This window comes from Kitasatospora sp. NPDC033851, from assembly GCF_055576085.1.
Genome location: NZ_JBVIRL010000033.1, coordinates 57,116 through 74,316, shown reverse-complemented (window position 1 = coordinate 74,316; position 17,201 = coordinate 57,116). Strand labels below are relative to the sequence as shown.

Annotated in this window: 11 protein-coding genes (1 of these 11 cut by a window edge); 9 read left to right on the top strand and 2 right to left on the bottom strand. The window is 72.2% G+C overall.

Annotated features, from left to right (window positions below; genetic code table 11):
* Positions 1 to 6: the final stretch of a phosphatase PAP2 family protein gene (locus ACZ51D_RS37795; protein WP_465664775.1), read on the top strand. The gene continues 885 nt to the left of window position 1, outside the view; only the last 6 of its 891 coding nucleotides appear in the window; the start codon falls outside the window, past its left edge; the stop codon is at positions 4 to 6.
* 173 nt (positions 7 to 179) lie between these two features.
* Here the strand turns inward: ACZ51D_RS37795 and ACZ51D_RS37790 are convergent, their stop codons facing one another.
* Positions 180 to 743 carry a GPR1/FUN34/YaaH family transporter gene (locus tag ACZ51D_RS37790; RefSeq protein ID WP_360505145.1) on the bottom strand — a complete coding sequence of 188 codons (564 nt, stop codon included), beginning with the start codon at positions 741 to 743 and terminating at the stop codon, positions 180 to 182.
* Positions 744 to 999: 256 nt separating this feature from the next.
* Positions 1,000 to 3,561: a SpoIIE family protein phosphatase gene (locus tag ACZ51D_RS37785; protein WP_465623233.1), complete on the bottom strand. Its 2,562-nt coding sequence runs from the start codon at positions 3,559 to 3,561 to the stop codon at positions 1,000 to 1,002.
* Positions 3,562 to 4,071: 510 nt separating this feature from the next.
* On the opposite strand from ACZ51D_RS37785, the gene ACZ51D_RS37780 reads away from it, so the two are divergent.
* The 8 genes from ACZ51D_RS37780 to ACZ51D_RS37745 all read left to right on the top strand — a co-directional run bounded on the left by ACZ51D_RS37780 (position 4,072) and on the right by ACZ51D_RS37745 (position 17,068).
* On the top strand, positions 4,072 to 8,655 hold the full coding sequence (locus ACZ51D_RS37780) for a HAMP domain-containing protein (protein WP_465623254.1): 4,584 nt from the start codon (positions 4,072 to 4,074) through the stop codon (positions 8,653 to 8,655).
* A gap of 320 nt (positions 8,656 to 8,975) precedes the next feature.
* Entirely contained in the window at positions 8,976 to 9,614 is a 639-nt protein-coding gene (locus ACZ51D_RS37775; RefSeq protein ID WP_360505238.1) for a response regulator, read from the top strand.
* Between the two features lie 147 nt (positions 9,615 to 9,761).
* Complete coding sequence (locus ACZ51D_RS37770; RefSeq protein WP_465623232.1) at positions 9,762 to 12,437, top strand: FtsK/SpoIIIE family DNA translocase; 2,676 nt, start codon at positions 9,762 to 9,764, stop codon at positions 12,435 to 12,437.
* Positions 12,438 to 12,795: 358 nt separating this feature from the next.
* On the top strand, positions 12,796 to 13,659 hold the full coding sequence (locus ACZ51D_RS37765; protein ID WP_360505151.1) for a helix-turn-helix domain-containing protein: 864 nt from the start codon (positions 12,796 to 12,798) through the stop codon (positions 13,657 to 13,659).
* A gap of 97 nt (positions 13,660 to 13,756) precedes the next feature.
* Positions 13,757 to 15,247 (top strand): 30S ribosomal protein S12 methylthiotransferase RimO, encoded by a 1,491-nt coding sequence (gene rimO / locus ACZ51D_RS37760; protein WP_360505153.1) that lies wholly within the window; start codon positions 13,757 to 13,759, stop codon positions 15,245 to 15,247.
* On the top strand, positions 15,151 to 15,882 hold the full coding sequence (pgsA, locus tag ACZ51D_RS37755; RefSeq protein ID WP_396289673.1) for a CDP-diacylglycerol--glycerol-3-phosphate 3-phosphatidyltransferase: 732 nt from the start codon (positions 15,151 to 15,153) through the stop codon (positions 15,880 to 15,882). Before rimO ends, pgsA begins: the two co-directional genes overlap by 97 nt.
* 16 nt (positions 15,883 to 15,898) lie before the next feature.
* Positions 15,899 to 16,381 (top strand): CinA family protein, encoded by a 483-nt coding sequence (locus ACZ51D_RS37750; RefSeq protein WP_360505157.1) that lies wholly within the window; start codon positions 15,899 to 15,901, stop codon positions 16,379 to 16,381.
* A 318-nt stretch (positions 16,382 to 16,699) separates the two neighbouring features.
* Positions 16,700 to 17,068 carry a helix-turn-helix domain-containing protein gene (locus ACZ51D_RS37745; RefSeq protein ID WP_049660741.1) on the top strand — a complete coding sequence of 123 codons (369 nt, stop codon included), beginning with the start codon at positions 16,700 to 16,702 and terminating at the stop codon, positions 17,066 to 17,068.
* Positions 17,069 to 17,201 lie beyond the last annotated feature (133 nt).

The window sequence follows — 17,201 nt, the reverse complement described above, 5'->3', positions numbered from 1 at the left end:
TGTTGAGCCCCATAGTGTGGGGGGGGCGGGGGTGGGTCGCGGGCTTTTCACGCAACGCGGTGGCGGGGGGGGGGGGGGGGGCGCCCGGGGGGGGGGGGGGCGCGGGGGGCGCCCCGCCCCCCCCACCCCGCAGTACCGCCGAGGAGCGGTGGGAACAGGTCGGTTGAGCCGTCAGCGGCTCACTTGACCGGCAGGGCGAGCTTTCCCCAGGATCCGTTGCTCAGCGCCGAGGTGGCCCAGTACCAGGCGGCGAGCCCGGAGGCGGCCGCGATCCAGCCGGCGAGCTTGGCCAGGCCGCTGTGGCCACCGAAGGTGGCGATGGCGGTGAGCAGCAGGGAGAGCGTCATCAGGCCGTAGACGGTGCGGCTGAGCAGGCCCGCGCCCCAACTGGCCGCGGTGAGGGTGAGGGCGAGCAGGGCCCACAGGAGCAGGAAGAGACCGGCGGCGTTTTTGCCGGCCCCGCCGGCCGCCGACCAGGTCGCCCAGAAGGCGCCGAGGCTGGTGAACGCGGTGCCGGTGAAGCCCTCGCCGCCGCGGAGCTGCCAGAGGCCCGCGATGAAGAGGGTGACGCCGCCGAGCAGGTGGGCGAGGTGGGCGGCGTCCCCGATGCCGGCGCCGTGCAGGATGCCGGTGGAGAGCAGACCGTAGGCGAGTAGTGTCAGGCCGAGGGCGAGGTAGCCGAGGTTACCCGCGTCGGCTCCGGTGGAGCGGGCGTTCGTTGCCCCGGTAGCGTCGTTGCTCACCGGAGGCTCCTTTCACTCTGGGCGCGCGCAGGGCGCAGTGACGCTGTGGTGTCGTTCGATGGGTGGATGCGCGCGACCGCGCCGAGGGCGCACGGCTGTGAGCGTGCGCGGGCTGCGGTCAGAAGTGATGGGCCAGCGGAGAGCCCGCTGGTCACGTCCCCGCCGGGTGGATTCCCGGTGAGATCGGTTTACCCGACCTTGGACGCTTGTACCCTTGTGAATATAACAATTTGTGACTGCGTCAGCTGTGGAACGCTCACGGCTGGCGCTGGTTGGGCACCCGCAGGGTCAGGATCGCCATGTCGTCGGACGGCGGCTCGGGGGCGAAGCGTTCGACCGCGCGCTGGACGCGGGCCGCGACGGCGCCGGCGGTCAGACCGGTGCAGCCGGTGAGCACCTCGGCGAGGCCGTCGTCGCCCAGCATCCGCCGGCCCTCGCGGCGTTCGGTGACGCCGTCGGTGACGCACAGCAGGACCTCGCCGGGGGCGAGCACCAGGTGCTCGGCGGTCAGGTCGAGGTCGTCCATGACGCCGAGTAGCGGCTGCGGAGTGGCGGCGCGGTCGACCCGGCCGTCGGTGCGCAGCCGCAGCGGCAGCGGGTGGCCGGCGCAGACCAGGGAGAGCTCGGTGCTGCCGTCCGGGCGGGGCGTCAGCTCGCCGTAGAGCAGGGTGAGGAAGCGGCTGCGCGAACCCTCGTCCAGGATGGCCGCGTTGAGGCGGCGGAGCACCTGCGGGGCGTCCAGGCCCTCGCGGGCGAGCAGCCGCAGCGAGTGCCGGGCCAGGCCGGTGACCGAGGCGGCTTCGGGGCCGGTGCCGCAGACGTCGCCGATGGCGAAGCCGTAGGTGCCCTCGCGGATGGTGAACAGGTCGTAGAAGTCCCCGCCGACCTCGTTGCCCTCGCCGGCGGCCTGGTAGTAGACGTCCACCTCGACGCCCGGGATCTCGGGCAGGTCCGGCGGGAGGAGGCTGCGCTGCAGGGCCTGGCTGGTGGCGGTGCGCTCGGAGTAGAGCCGGGAGTTGTCGAGGGCGAGGGCGGCGCGGCGGGAGAGGTCCTCGGCGAGTTCGAGGATCTCCTGGCGGAACCGGACACCGGCCGGGACGCCGAGGGCCAGCAGGCCGATGACGCGGTTGCGGGCGGTCAGCGCGATGACGACGGTCTCGCCGAGCAGGCCGGCGAGTTCGGGGCTGTCGGTGAGGCCGCCGGCCTCGGCGGTCTTGGCGGGCGCCGTCCAGAAGCGGACGCCGTGGCTGGGGCCGGCCTCGGGGACGGGGGTTTTGTCGAGCAGGTCGCGCAGTGGGTCGATGCGGTCCTCGTCCTCGTGCAGGACGAAGGCGAGCCGGGCCGGGGAGGTGTGGTCGGCGGTGGTGTAGAGGGCGCACCAGGAGGCCAGGGTGGGGACGGCCATCTGGGCCATCAGCGCGAGGGTCTGTTCGTGTTCGAGGGTTCCGGCCAGCAGGTCGGAGGCCTCGACCAGGAAGGAGAGCGAACCGCGGCGCAGCCGTTCGAGCTCGGTCAGCCGGGTGCTCTCGACGGCCAGGGCGACCCGGTCGGCGGCGAACTGCAGGCGCAGCGCGTCCTCGTTGTCGTAGCGGCCGGGTGCGGTGGCGGCGATGCCGAGCGAGCCGATCAGGCGGCCCTCGACCTTGAGCGGGACGGTGAGCAGGGAGCGCATGCCGCTGTCGGAGAGCAGGGGCAGGCCGGTGGGGCGGGCGGTGAGGTCCTCGTGGACGGAGGGCAGCCGGGCGGAGTCGTAGCGGTTGCCGGTCTCGATCGGGAAACGGTTGTGCCGGCGGTGTCCGGAGGTGAGGCCGGTGGCGGCGCGGACCTCGAACTCGGTCTCGTCGTCGGTGGTGAGCAGCAGGTACGCGGCGTCGCCGTCGAGCAGGTCGCGGGCGCGTTCGACGGTGCGCTGCAGCAGGGTGTCGAGGTCGTCGGTGGCGACCGGGCCTGCCATCAGGTCGAGGCGGGGGCCGGCCGGGTCGGGGCGCTCGCCGGGCAGGGCGCGGGCGGGGGAGCGCAGGACGGCGCGGTCGGGGTCGAGGACGAGCAGACAGAGGGTGGACGGGACGCCCTCGGTGTCGCGCACGCGCACCTGGACGCCGTACACCTCGACCTCGTGGCCGTCCTGGCGGCGGATCCCGTAGCCGCCCTCCCAGCGGGCCAGCCGCAGGGTGTCGGTCAGGGCGAGGCCGCGGCCGGGGGACTGCGGCCAGACGGCGAGGTCGGCCCAGGGGCGGCCGAGAGCGGTGGCGGCGGGGTACTGGAAGAGGGCTTCGGCGTCCGGGTTCCAGGCCAGGACGCGGCCGTCCTCGTCGAGCTGGACGACGGCGACGTGCACCGGGCCGGCACTGCTCGGCAGGTCGCTGCCGGGGGTGGCGGGAACGGCGTAGCGGGTGCCGAGCACGTGTGCGGGCAGCTGGAGGCGGAACCAGACGGTCTTCCGGCCGGCCGCGTACTCGACGCCCCACCGTTCGGCGAGGGCGGAGCACATCAGCAGACCGCGGCCGCCCTCGCCGTCGGGGTCGGCGTAGCGGTCGGAAGCGGTCACGGGCCCGTCGCCGAGGGAGGGCAGGCCGCGTTCCGGGTGGTGGTCGGTGACCTCGATCCGGACGGTCTCCTCCTCGCGCAGGCAGCAGACCTCGGCGGCGGTGCCGGCGTGCACGACGGCGTTCGTGACCAGTTCGCTGACCAGCACGATCGCGTCGTCGACGACCTCCGGCAGGCCCCAGCCGAGCAGCGCATCGCGGACGAAGCCCCGGGCGGCGGCCGCGGACCGGCCGTCGGGGTCGAAGGTGGCGGCTGCGCGCGCGGTGACCACGTTGCCACTTCTCCTCTGCTGCTCTTGCCCTGGCGCTGTCCGGGGTGCGGCGCCGACTTCCCCGCGCGCGCCGTCGGGGTGAGCGGCGTCGCTGGGTCGGGTCGTGGCCCGGTGCAGCGCTCCACCCTACTTTCCGCTTGGTTCCCCGTGGGGGTGGGGAGTCGAAACAGGCACCTGAGGGTGATTCTGCCCACCTGTTTCGGACGGTGCGGTACCAACCGTGCGCAACCGGCCGTACACCGGGCGCCAGTGCTGCCAGACTGGGGGGTCCGCGATGACCGGTACGAGCAGTACGGTCGTGTGGGTGCCGGTGCGCGCAGGCCGCCGGTACACAGCCCAGCCGGGCCGGTGCCCGGGCACGTGCCGCACCGGCACGGGCGGCCACCGGACAGTTCACGATGTGGGAGGGGCCCGTTGAGTTCGGCCACCAAGGACGCAACCGGTACGACGCCGCCCGCCCAGCGCGGCGGCCGCTCCGGGACCGCGCCGCGGAACGCGGCCGGCCGGCGAGTGAGTCACAACCGCGGCGCGGAACCCGCCGAGCTGCGCAAGCTGCTGTCCGCGCTGACAGCGATGCGGGACGGCAACTTCCGCCGCCGACTGACGGTTCCGGGTGACGGGCCGCTGGCGGAGATCGCCGCGGTGTTCAACGAGGTCGCCGAGCGCAACCAGCACCTGACCGGTGAACTGGCCCGGGTGCGGCGGGCGGTGGGCCGGGAGGGCCGGCTGAACGAGCGGCTGGAGACCGGCGCCGGCGAGGGCGCCTGGATGGCGGCGGTCGACAACTGCAACGCGCTGATCGACGACCTGGCCCGTCCGATGTCCGAGGTGGGCCGGGTGCTGACCTCGATCGCCGAGGGTGACCTGGACCAGAAGATGGAGCTGCGCTCGCTGCACAGCAACGGGGTGAGCCACCCGCTGCGCGGCGAGTACCTGAAGATCGGGCGGACCGTCAACGGACTGGTGGACCAGCTCTCGGAGTTCACCGACGAGGTGACCCGGGTGGCCCGCGAGGTCGGCACCGAGGGCAAGCTCGGCGGCCAGGCCAAGGTCCGTAGCGTGTCGGGCAGTTGGAAGGACCTGGCGGACTCGGTCAACACCATGGCCGGGCGGCTCACCGCGCAGGTGCGCAACATCGCCCAGGTGACCACGGCGGTGGCCAAGGGCGACCTGTCCCGCAAGGTCACCGTCGAGGTGGCCGGCGAGATGCTGGAGCTGAAGAACACCGTCAACACGATGGTGGACCAGCTGAACGGCTTCGCCGCGCAGGTCACCGGGGTGGCCCGGGACGTCGGCACCGAGGGGCGCCTCGGCGGTCAGGCGCAGGTGCCGGGGGTGGCCGGGGTCTGGCGGGACCTCACCGACTCGGTGAACTTCATGGCCGACAACCTGACCGGCCAGGTCCGCAACATCGCCCAGGTGACCACGGCGGTGGCGCGCGGCGACCTCTCGCAGAAGATCGAGGTGGACGCGCGCGGCGAGATGCTGGAGCTGAAGAACACCATCAACACGATGGTGGACCAGCTCTCCGGCTTCGCCGAGCAGGTGACCAGGGTGGCCCGCCAGGTGGGCACCGAGGGCCGGCTGGGCGGTCAGGCGCAGGTGCCCGGGGCGGCCGGGGTGTGGCGGGACCTGACCGACAACGTCAACTTCATGGCGAACAACCTCACCGATCAGGTGCGCAACATCGCCCAGGTCACGACCGCGGTCGCCAAGGGCGACCTGTCGCAGAAGATCCAGGTGGACGCGCGCGGGGAGATCCTGGAGCTGAAGAACACCATCAACACGATGGTGGACCAGCTGTCGTCCTTCGCGGACGAGGTGACCCGGGTGGCCCGGGACGTCGGCACCGAGGGCATCCTCGGCGGCCAGGCGAGCGTGCCCGGGGTGTCCGGGACGTGGAAGGACCTGACCAACTCCGTCAACCTGATGGCCAACAACCTGACCAGTCAGGTCCGCAACATCGCCGAGGTGACCACCGCGGTGGCGCGCGGCGACGTGTCGAAGAAGATCACCGTCGACGCCCGGGGCGAGATCCTGGAGCTGGTGACCACCGTCAACACCATGGTCGACCAGCTGTCGGCGTTCGCCGACGAGGTGACCCGGGTCGCCCGCGAGGTGGGCACCGAGGGGATCCTGGGCGGCCAGGCGCGGGTGCGCGGGGTGTCGGGCATCTGGAAGGACCTGACCGACAACGTCAACTTCATGGCGTCCAACCTGACCGGCCAGGTGCGCAACATCGCCGAGGTCGCCGGTGCGGTGGCCCGCGGCGACCTCTCCAAGAAGATCTCCATCGACGCGCAGGGCGAAGTGGCGGCGCTCGCCGCGACGCTCAACACCATGGTCGACCAGCTGTCCTCCTTCGCGGTGGAGGTCACCCGGGTGGCCCGCGAGGTGGGCACCGACGGCACCCTGGGCGGTCAGGCGAGCGTGCCGGGGGTGGCCGGCATCTGGAAGGACCTGACCGACAACGTCAACCTGATGGCCAACAACCTGACCGGCCAGGTGCGCAACATCGCGCTGGTGATCACTGCGGTCGCCCGCGGCGACCTCTCGCAGAAGATCGACGTCGACGCGCGCGGCGAGATCCTCCAGCTCAAGACCAGCATCAACACCATGGTCGACCAGCTCTCCGCGTTCGCCGACGAGGTGACCCGGGTCGCCCGCGAGGTGGGCACCGACGGACGGCTCGGCGGTCAGGCCCGGGTGCCCGGCGTGGACGGCACCTGGCAGGACCTGACCGAGTCGGTGAACGAACTGGCCAACAACCTGACCCGGCAGGTGCGCGCGATCGCCCAGGTCGCCACCGCGGTGACCAGGGGCGACCTGAGCCTGCGGATCGACGTGGACGCCGCGGGCGAGCTCGACGAGCTCAAGGACAACATCAACCAGATGATCGCCAACCTGCGCGAGACCACCCGCACCAACCAGGAGCAGGACTGGCTCAAGACCAACCTCGCCCGGATCTCCGGCCTGCTCCAGGGCCGCCGGGACCTGGAGGCGGTCGCCTCGCTGATCATGACCGAGCTGACCCCGGTGGTCTCCGCCCAGCACGGCGCCTTCTTCCTCGCCCAGCCGGCCGGCCGCACCGCCGAGCTGATCACCGAGGACGACGACGAGAACGACACCGTGCTGCGCCTGATCGGCAGCTACGGCTACCAGCGGCGGGCGATGCCGACCACCTTCCGCCCCGGCGAGTCGCTGATCGGCCAGGCCGCGGTGGAGAAGCGGGCGATCATCCTCAAGGAGGCGCCCCCCGGCTACCTCAAGATCGCCTCCGGCCTCGGCGAGGCCTCCCCGGCGCACATCGTGGTGCTGCCGGTGCTGTTCGAGGGCCGGCTGCTGGGCGTGATCGAGCTGGCCACCTTCAGCTCCTTCACCACCGTCGCACTGGACTTCCTGAACCAGATCGCCGACCTGATCGGCGTCACCGTCAACACCATCAGCGTCAACACCAAGACCGAGGGCCTGCTGTTGGAGTCCCAGCGCCTCACCGCCGAACTCTCCATGCGATCGGCCGAGTTGGAGGCGCGCCAGGAGGAACTGGAACGCACCAACGAGGAGTTGCAGGAGAAGGCCGAGCAACTCGCCCAGCAGAACCGCGACATCGAGATCAAGAACAGCGAGATCGAGGAGGCGCGGCAGGTCCTGGAGGAGCGCGCCGAACAACTCGCCCTGGCCTCCCGGTACAAGAGCGAGTTCCTCGCCAACATGTCGCACGAGCTGCGCACCCCGCTCAACTCGCTGCTGATCCTGGCCAAGCTGCTCTCCGACAACAACGAGGGCAACCTCTCGCCCAAGCAGGTCGAGTTCGCCGACACCATCCACGGCGCCGGCTCCGACCTGCTCCAGCTGATCAACGACATCCTCGACCTGTCCAAGGTCGAGGCGGGCAAGATGGACGTCCGCCCGGCCCGGATCGCCCTGGTCCAGCTGGTCGACTACGTGGAGGCCACCTTCCAGCCGGTCGCGCTGGACAAGAACCTGGACTTCGCCGTCCGGGTCTCGTCCGCCCTGCCGGTCACCCTGCACACCGACGAGCAGCGGCTCCAGCAGGTGCTGCGCAACCTGATCTCCAACGCGGTGAAGTTCACCGACGCCGGGGCCGTGGACTTCTCGATCCGCCCGGCCGGCGCGGAGGTGCCGCAGCACGTGCGCGAGCGGCTGCTGGAGTCCGGCTCGATCCAGGGCCCGGACGACGAGCTGATCGCCTTCTCGGTCTCCGACACCGGCATCGGCATCCCCGACAACAAGCTGCGGGAGATCTTCGAGGCGTTCAAGCAGGCCGACGGCACCACCAGCCGCAAGTACGGCGGCACCGGCCTCGGCCTGTCGATCAGCCGCGAGATCGCCCGGCTGCTCGGCGGCGAGATCCACGCCGAGAGCGAGCTGGGCAAGGGCTCCACGTTCACGCTCTACCTGCCGCTGCGCACCGAGGCCCCGGACACCGCCGGGGAGCCGCGCCCGGGCGAGCGCCCGTCCGCGTCGAACACCCAGACACCGCGCGCCTCGGTCGGCGTGACCCCGGTGGGCCTGCCGGTGCCGGTCGGTGAGAACCCGGCCGACCACTGGGCCCAGGAGGTCCGCGAGCTGGCCGAGGAGCGCCGCCGGGGCGCCGTGGAGCGCCGACGCAGCGCAGCCCTGGAGAGCGCCGCCGGGCCGCGGGCGGTGGAGCCCGTGCAGCCCCGCCCGGTCAACGGCGACCGGCGCTTCGACGGCCAGCAGGTGCTGATCGTGGACGACGACGTCCGCAACGTGTTCGCCCTCACCAGCGTGCTGGAGCAGCACGGCCTGACCGTCCTGTACGCCGAGAACGGCCGCGAGGGCATCGAGATGCTGGAGCAGCACGAGAGCGTGGCGCTGGTCCTGATGGACATCATGATGCCGGAGATGGACGGCTACGCGACCACCGAGGCGATCCGCCGGATGCCCCAGTTCGCCGGCCTGCCGATCATCGCGCTGACCGCCAAGGCGATGATGGGCGACCGGGAGAAGTCGCTGGAGGCGGGTGCCACCGACCACATCACCAAGCCGGTGGAGACCGATCACCTGCTGTCGGTGATGCACGACTGGCTGAGCGGGGACCGTGCGTGAGCGAGCGAAACGAGCCGGGCGCAGGGCGGGCGGGGGAGGCGCGAACCCCGTCGCGGGCCCCGGGGTCCGCGCCTCCCGGGCGGCCGGTTTGCTGGCGGACGGGCCCGGGAACCCGGTAGGGTCACCGATCGTTGCGAACAGTGACCGGATGGCGACGCCCTGCTGAGCGTGCGCCGGGGTACTGGCTGCGCGCCGCTCCGGATCGGATCACGACGGAGCGATGTGCCGGGCGAGGGGGTGCGGCTAGCATGACCGGGGTAGCGGTGGGCAGTACGCGGGTGCCGGCACCGGGCGGCAGGCAGGCGACAGGAGGGCGGGCCCTGATGCAGAAGGCGAAGATCCTCCTGGTCGACGACCGACCGGAGAACCTTCTGGCACTGGAGGCGATCCTCTCGGCGCTGGACCAGACACTGGTGCGCGCCGCCTCCGGCGAGGAGGCGCTCAAGGCGCTGCTCACCGACGACTTCGCGGTGATCCTGCTGGACGTCCAGATGCCCGGGATGGACGGTTTCGAGACCGCCGCCCACATCAAACGCCGCGAGCGCACCCGGGACATCCCGATCATCTTCCTGACCGCGCTCAACCACGGCCCGCACCACACCTTCCGAGGCTACGCGGCCGGGGCCGTGGACTACATCTCCAAGCCCTTCGACCCGTGGGTGCTGCGCGCCAAGGTCTCCGTCTTCGTCGACCTGTACGTGAAGAACTGCCAGCTGAAGGAGCAGGCCGCGCTGTTGCGGCTGCAACTCGAGGCGGGCGGCGGCGAGCCGGCCCTCGGCGGGGCGCTGCTGGGCGAGCTGTCCGCGCGGCTGGCGGCGGTCGAGGAGCAGGCGGAGGCGCTCGGCAAGCAGCTGGACGAGGTCGAGGACGCCGGGGTGGCGGCGACCGCCGCGCACCTGGAGCGCAAGCTCGTGGCGCTGCGCCGGGCACTGGACGCGATGCGCCCCGGAAGCTCCTGATCCGCTGCCGTACGTTCACCCGTCCGGGTGATTCCGTGCGGCGGTCGGGTGAATCCCGGTCAGTGTGACGGTGTGTCTGCGACACGTCCGGGCGGCCCGGCTCGGGCGCATGTGCACCGGTGGTCCACCCCGGTAGGCTGCTGAGCCATGGCCACTCGCACGCCCGGAAACGCAGCACGTAAGACGAGTCCGGGACCGTCCAAGAAGGCCGCGGCGAAAGCCCCGGGCAAGCCACCCGTGAAGAAGGCGGCGGCGAAGAAGGCGGCTCCCGCGAAGAAGGCGGCGGCCAAGTCGGCCCCGCCGCCACCCAAGCCGTCCCGGTCGGTGCTGATGGGCGCCCTGAACGCCCTGGCGAGTCCGATCGCCGCGATCTTCCGGGGCTTCGGCGACGGTGCCAAGAACCTCGACCCGGCCCACCGCAAGGACGGGGTGGGCCTGCTGCTGTTCGCGCTCGCGCTGGTGACCGCCGCCGGCACCTGGTTCAGCCCGCAGGGCTGGCTGGGCGAAGCGGCCACCGCCGTGGTGTCCGGAATGTTCGGCCGGCTCGACGTGCTGGTGCCGTTCCTGCTGGCCGCGATCGCGATCCGGCTCTGGCGCCACCCGGAGCTGCCGGAGGCCAACGGCCGGATCATGATCGGGCTGAGCACCCTGCTGATCGGCGTCCTCGGCCTGGTCCACATCGGCTGCGGCGCGCCCATGATGGGCAGCGGCGCCTCCCGGATAAGGGCGGCCGGCGGCATCATCGGCTGGGCCGCGTCCACCCCGATGATGGCCGCCGCCGGGCCGGCGCTCGCCGTGCCGCTGCTCCTGCTGCTGGCCTTCTTCGGCCTGCTGGTGGTCACCGCCACACCCGTCAACCGCATCGGCGAGCGGGTCCGGTGGGTCGGCATACGGCTCGGCGTGGTCGAGCCCGGGCCCGAGGACGAGCTGCGCAGGGGGCGTGCGCCGGAGCGCGAACTGTCCACCGAACCGCCGGAGGACGCCGACCCCGACGCGCTGCCCTTCACCGTGGACACCGATGGTGACGACCCGACGGACGAGGTGGGCGCCCGCCGGCGCCGCCGCGGGCGCAGGCGGAGCGATCCGGACGACCCGGCGGCCGTCCGGGTCTCCCTGGACAAGGAGCCGCTGGACCCGTACGCCACCCGCGACCTCGCCGCCGGCGCGGCCGCCGACCTGGACGGTGCGCTGGTCTACGGCGTGCCGGCCTCCTCCGCGGTGGCGGACATGATGCACCAGGTGCAGGACCACACCGCACCGCCGGAGGAGCCCGCCGTCCCGGCCGCCCGCAGTGGCCCGGACGCGCCCGAGGAGCACGGCCCGGCGCCGGTGCGGATGGAGCAGCTCCGGCTCGGCGAGGGCATCGGTTACGCGCTGCCCTCCCTCGACCTGCTGGAGCGCGGCGGCCCCGCGAAGGCCCGCAGCGCCCTCAACGACGAGGTGGTCGCCCAGCTCACCAGCACCTTCACCGAGTTCAAGGTGGACGCCCGGGTCACCGGTTTCACCCGCGGCCCGACGGTCACCCGCTACGAGGTCGAGCTCGGCCCGGCCGTCAAGGTGGAGCGGATCACCGCGCTCGCCAAGAACATCGCGTACGCGGTCGCCAGCCCGGACGTGCGGATCATCAGCCCGATCCCGGGCAAGTCCGCGGTCGGCATCGAGATCCCCAACCGGGACCGCGAGATGGTCAACCTCGGCGACCTGCTGCGCTCGCGCACGGCCGCCGAGGACACGCACCCGATGGTCGTCGGCATGGGCAAGGACGTCGAGGGCCACACCGTGATGGCCAACCTCGCCAAGATGCCGCACATCCTGGTGGCCGGCGCGACCGGCGCGGGCAAGTCGTCCTGCATCAACTGCCTGATCACCTCGATCCTCGCCCGGGCCACCCCGGACGAGGTGCGGATGGTGCTGGTCGACCCCAAGCGGGTCGAGCTGACCGCGTACGAGGGCATCCCGCACCTGATCACGCCGATCATCACCAACCCCAAGAAGGCCGCCGAGGCCCTCCAGTGGGTCGTCCGCGAGATGGACACGCGCTACGACGACCTCGCGGCGTTCGGCTTCCGGCACGTGGACGACTTCAACGCGGCGGTGCGGGCCGGCAAGGTCACCCCGCCGCTGGGCAGCGAGCGGGAGCTGCGGCCGTACCCGTACCTGCTGGTGATCGTCGACGAGCTGGCCGACCTGATGATGGTCGCGCCGCGCGACGTCGAGGACTCGGTGGTCCGGATCACCCAGCTGGCCCGCGCGGCCGGCATCCACCTGGTGCTCGCCACCCAGCGGCCCTCGGTGGACGTGGTCACCGGTCTGATCAAGGCCAACGTGCCCTCCCGACTGGCCTTCGCGACCTCCGCGATGGCCGACTCCCGGGTCATCCTGGACCAGCCCGGCGCGGAGAAGCTGATCGGCAAGGGCGACGCGCTCTTCCTGCCGATGGGCGCGAGCAAGCCGATCCGCATGCAGGGCGCATTCGTCACCGAGGCGGAGATCGCCAGGGTGGTGCAGCACTGCAAGGACCAGCTGGGCGCCGTCTACCGGGACGACGTGACGGTCGGCGGCGGGCCGAAGAAGGAGATCGACGAGGAGATCGGCGACGACCTGGACCTGCTCATCCAGGCGGCCGAGCTGGTGGTCTCCACCCAGTTCGGCTCGACCTCGATGCTCCAGCGCAAGCTCCGGGTCGGCTTCGCCAAGGCGGGCCGGCTGATGGACCTGATGGAGTCGCGCGGGATCGTCGGCCCCAGCGAGGGCTCCAAGGCCCGCGACGTCCTGGTGCAGCCGGACGAGCTGGACGGGGTGCTGGTGACCCTGCGGGGCTGACGCGCAGGGCCGTCCGCCGCCGTGCCGTCCGTCGCCCTCGGGCCGTCCGCTGCCGCCGTGCCGTCCGTCGCCCGGTGCGCCGGACGGCCCCGTGTCCCGGACGAGGTATCACTCGTTCGGAGGAGGGTAGGCGCGGTTCGGGGAGCCCCGCGGAACCGAACGTCCACACACCGCGTCACAGGCCGGAAAGCGATCCCGGGGTTCCCCGCGTGCGGCTCCGCTGACGGCCGGTCAACGGGGTGCCGGACCCCGGTCGGAGCGGGCGCGCACGTTCGGTCCTGCTCCGCTTGAGAAACGATCCGCCCACGCCCCTAGACTGTTCCCCAGCAGGTGGCCATCCGCTCGAAAGGCGTGCCCCGTGACCATCGGCAAGTCTCCCGACCGCGAGAACACTCCGTCGTCCGTCGAACCGACCGACGACGCGGTGCAGTCGGCCGATGCCCCGAGCATCGGCCGGGTGCTGTCCGCCGCCCGGATCGACGCGGGACTCACGGTGGACCAGGTGAGTACCGCCACCCGCGTCCGGGTGCCGATCGTCCATGCCATCGAGGAGGACGACTTCGGTCGCTGCGGAGGCGACTTCTACGCCCGCGGACACATCCGCCTGATCGCCCGTGCCGTCGGCGTGGACGGCGACGAGCTGGTCGCCCGCTACGACGCCGCGCACGGCGGCCCGCCCGCCGCCAAGCGCCCGGCGAGCGGGCTGATCGACAGCGGCCCGATCAAGGTGCCCAGCCGCGGCCGGCCGAACTGGGCGGCCGCCATGGTCGCCGCGATCGTCGCGGTGGTCGCCCTGATCGGCTTCAACCTGGTCAGCGGCAAGGGCGGGCACGGCACCACCGGCTCTGCCAGCGCGCCGCTGCCCAGCGGCTCCGGCACCGGCTCGGTCGCCCCCGCCGCGACGCCCGCCGTCCAGCCGCCGGCGCCCGCGCCGAGCGCCGCCGCGATCGCCGCCGTCCCGGCCGACAAGGTCACCGTGAAGCTGGTCGCCGAGGGCACCAGCTGGGTCTCGGCGATGAACAGCAGCGGCAAGTCGCTGTTCCAGAACAACATCAGCGACGGCCAGGACCAGACCTTCACCGACCCCAAGCAGATCCGGCTGGTGCTCGGCAACGGCGGGGCCGTGCACGCGTACGTCAACGGCAAGGACCTCGGCCTCCTCGGCAAGGACGGGCAGGTGGTGCACGTCACGTACACCCCCGGAGACCCGCAGGCGGGCTGACCACAGGGGCCGGCGAGGCCCCGTGATGATCAGCTGATTCGAGGCGCGCGGCCTCCGGGGCGAACGGCACCGGAGGCCGCGCGTTAATCTTGGCCCTATGCCTGAACGCCGTACTGTCGCCCTTGTCACGCTCGGATGCGCCCGCAACGAGGTGGACTCCGAGGAACTCGCCGGGCGACTGGAAGCCGACGGCTGGTTGCTCGTCGACGACGCCGCCGAAGCGGACGTCGCCGTCGTCAACACCTGCGGCTTCGTCGAGGCCGCCAAGAAGGACTCCGTGGACGCCCTGCTGGAGGCCAACGACCTCAAGGGGCACGGCCGCACCCAGGCCGTCGTCGCGGTCGGCTGCATGGCCGAGCGGTACGGCAAGGAGCTCGCCGACGCGCTGCCCGAGGCGGACGGCGTGCTCGGCTTCGACGACTACTCCGACATCTCCGACCGCCTGCAGACCATCCTCTCCGGCGGCCACCACGCCCCGCACATCCCGCGCGACCGCCGCAAGCTGCTGCCGATCAGCCCCGCCGAGCGGCAGTCCGCCGCCGAGGCCGTCGCACTGCCCGGCCACGGCGCCGAGGCCGCCGCCGAGCCGATCACCGACCTGCCCGAGGGCCTCGCCCCGGCCTCCGGCCCGCGCACCCTGCGCAAGCGGCTGGACGACAACCCGGTCGCCTCGGTCAAGCTCGCCTCCGGCTGCGACCGGCGCTGCTCCTTCTGCGCCATCCCGGCCTTCCGCGGGTCCTTCATCTCCCGCCGCCCCTCCGACGTGCTGCACGAGGCCCAGTGGCTGGCCGGGCAGGGCGTCCGCGAGATCGTCCTGGTCAGCGAGAACAACACCTCGTACGGCAAGGACCTCGGCGACATCCGGCTGCTGGAGACGCTGCTCGGCGAGATCGCCGCGATCGAGGGCGTCGAGCGGGTGCGGGTCTCCTACCTGCAGCCGGCCGAGATGCGCCCGGGCCTGATCGACGCGATGACCGGGACCGCCGACGTGGTGCCCTACTTCGACCTGTCCTTCCAGCACTCGGCGCCCGCCGTGCTGCGCCGGATGCGCCGCTTCGGCTCCACCGACCAGTTCCTGGAGCTGCTGGGGACCATCCGCGACAAGGCCCCGCAGGCCGGCGCCCGGTCCAACTTCATCGTCGGCTTCCCCGGTGAGACCGAGGAGGACTTCGCCGAGCTGGAGCGCTTCGTCACGCACGCCGGGCTGGACGCGATCGGCGTCTTCGGCTACTCGGACGAGGACGGCACCGAGGCCGCGACCTACGACGGCAAGCTCCCCGAGGACGTGATCGCCGAGCGGCTGGACCGGCTGAGCCGGCTGGCCGAGGAGATGACCGCCCAGCGGGCCGAGCAGCGGATCGGCACCGAGGTCGAGGTGCTGATCGAGTCGGTCGAGGACGGCGTGGTCGAGGGCCGGGCCCTCCACCAGGCACCGGAGACCGACGGCCTGACCACCCTCGAGGGCGTCGAGGCCCCCGAGGTCGGGCAGTTCTGGCGGGCCAAGGTCGTCGCCAGCGAGGGCGTCGACCTGATCGCCGAGGCGCTGGAGCAGGTGCGGGTCCGCTTGGTCCCGGGAGCCGGGGCATGACCAAGGGGCCCGGCGCCCCGGCCGCGGCCCACCCGGGGAGACCGGCGGCCGCGGTGCCGTCGACCCCGAGGATCTGGAACATCGCCAACGTGCTCACGATGGTCCGGGTGCTGCTGGTGCCGGTCTTCGTGCTGCTGCTGTTCGCCGACGGCGGGCACAACCCCAAGTGGCGCTCGGTCGCCTGGGCCTCCTTCGCCGTCGCGATGATCACCGACCTGTTCGACGGTGAACTGGCCCGCCGCAAGGGCCTGGTCACCGACTTCGGGAAGATCGCCGACCCGATCGCGGACAAGGCGATCATGGGCTCGGCGCTGATCGGCCTCTCGCTGCTCGGCGACCTGCCCTGGTGGGTCACCGTGGTGATCCTGGCCCGCGAGCTGGGCATCACGCTGATGCGGTTCTGGGTGATCCGCTACGGGGTCATCCCGGCCAGCCGCGGCGGCAAGCTCAAGACGCTGACCCAGGGCACCGCGGTCGGCATGTACGTGCTGGCCCTGACCGGGTGGCTGGCCACCGGGCGGGCCGTGCTGATGGGGCTGGCGGTGCTGCTGACCGTCGGCACCGCGCTGGACTACGTCGGCCAGGCGCTGCGACTGCGCCGCGAGGGACAGGCCGCGGAACGCGCGGGCCGTTGAGCGACGGGGGAGACGAGTGGCGGAGCACGACTACCGGCTGGCCGAGCGGGCGCACGCCGCGCTGCGGGCCGAGGGCGGCACGCTGGCCGTCGCCGAGTCGCTGACCGGCGGCCTGCTGGCCGCCGCCCTGGTGGACGTCCCCGGGGCGTCCGCGACCTTCCGGGGCTCGGTCACCGCGTACGCGACCGGGCTGAAGGCCTCCGTGCTCGGGGTGGACGAGGGCCTGCTGGACGTGTACGGGCCGGTCCACCCGGTGGTGGCCCGGCAGATGGCCGAGGGGGTGCGCGGGCTGCTGGGGGCGACGTACGGGCTCGCGACCACCGGGGTGGCCGGTCCCGACCCGCAGGACGGACAGCCGGTGGGCACCGTACACCTGGCGGTCGCCGGCCCGGGGGGAACTCTGGTCAGTTCGCCCCTGCTGTCGGGCGGGCGTGCCACAATCCGTCACGAGGCAGTGACTGCCGCACTGGAGCTGCTCGTCGGTCGGCTCGCACGGTAGGGCACCCGCTCCGGCGGATCTCCACCGAACCGAGATCCGCCGATCCGGTGCCCGGGTATGTCACAGCTGGAGGATCGTGTTACATCCAACGGCCTGGTTGGGCAGAAACCAGGTGGCGAACGAATTGCGTGACGGTGGCCGGGTGGCCCGCATCGGGTACCACGAGGGGCCCGCGAACCCCGGTACGACACCGGAACGAGGAGGGGGACAGCCTTGCAGCCCAGAGTGAACACGACCAGGGTCCCCGCACGCGATGCGGGCAAGGCGGTACGGTGGGGGCGTGACATCTCGATCCGCAGTCCGAGGAGGGAGGCACCGATGATCCTGCTCCGTCGCCTACTGGGCGATGTACTGCGTCGGCAGCGCCAGCGCCAGGGCCGCACACTCCGCGAGGTGTCGGCGGCAGCCAGGGTTTCGCTCGGATACCTCTCCGAGGTCGAGCGGGGACAGAAGGAGGCCTCCTCGGAGCTGCTCTCCGCCATCTGCGACGCACTCGACGTCCGGATGTCCGAGGTCATGCGCGAGGTCAGCGACGAACTGTCGCTCGCCGAACTTGCGGCGATGGCCACCCTCTCCGAAGGTGATCTGCTGAGGCCGGTACTCGAACCGGTTCCGCTGCCCGCCCCCGGCACCGACCGGGCGAACATGTCGCCCAAGGCCGCCGCGATGGACGTGGTCGCCGCCTGATCCCGGCCTCGACTCCCGGGCGTACCCGCCCGGGGCGAGCGAAGGGAGGGCGGTCGTGCGGAGAGACACGATGGTGCGCCCGATGGCCCGAATACGGGCACGGGCGCGGCTGTTGCTCCGGCTGTTGTTCCGG

Coding starts and splice junctions, on each gene's coding strand:
- ACZ51D_RS37770 (WP_465623232.1), top strand. CDS start 9,762: ATGGCCACTCGCACGCCCGGAAACGCAGCACGTAAGACGAGTCCGGGA.
- rimO (WP_360505153.1), top strand. CDS start 13,757: ATGCCTGAACGCCGTACTGTCGCCCTTGTCACGCTCGGATGCGCCCGC.
- ACZ51D_RS37745 (WP_049660741.1), top strand. CDS start 16,700: ATGATCCTGCTCCGTCGCCTACTGGGCGATGTACTGCGTCGGCAGCGC.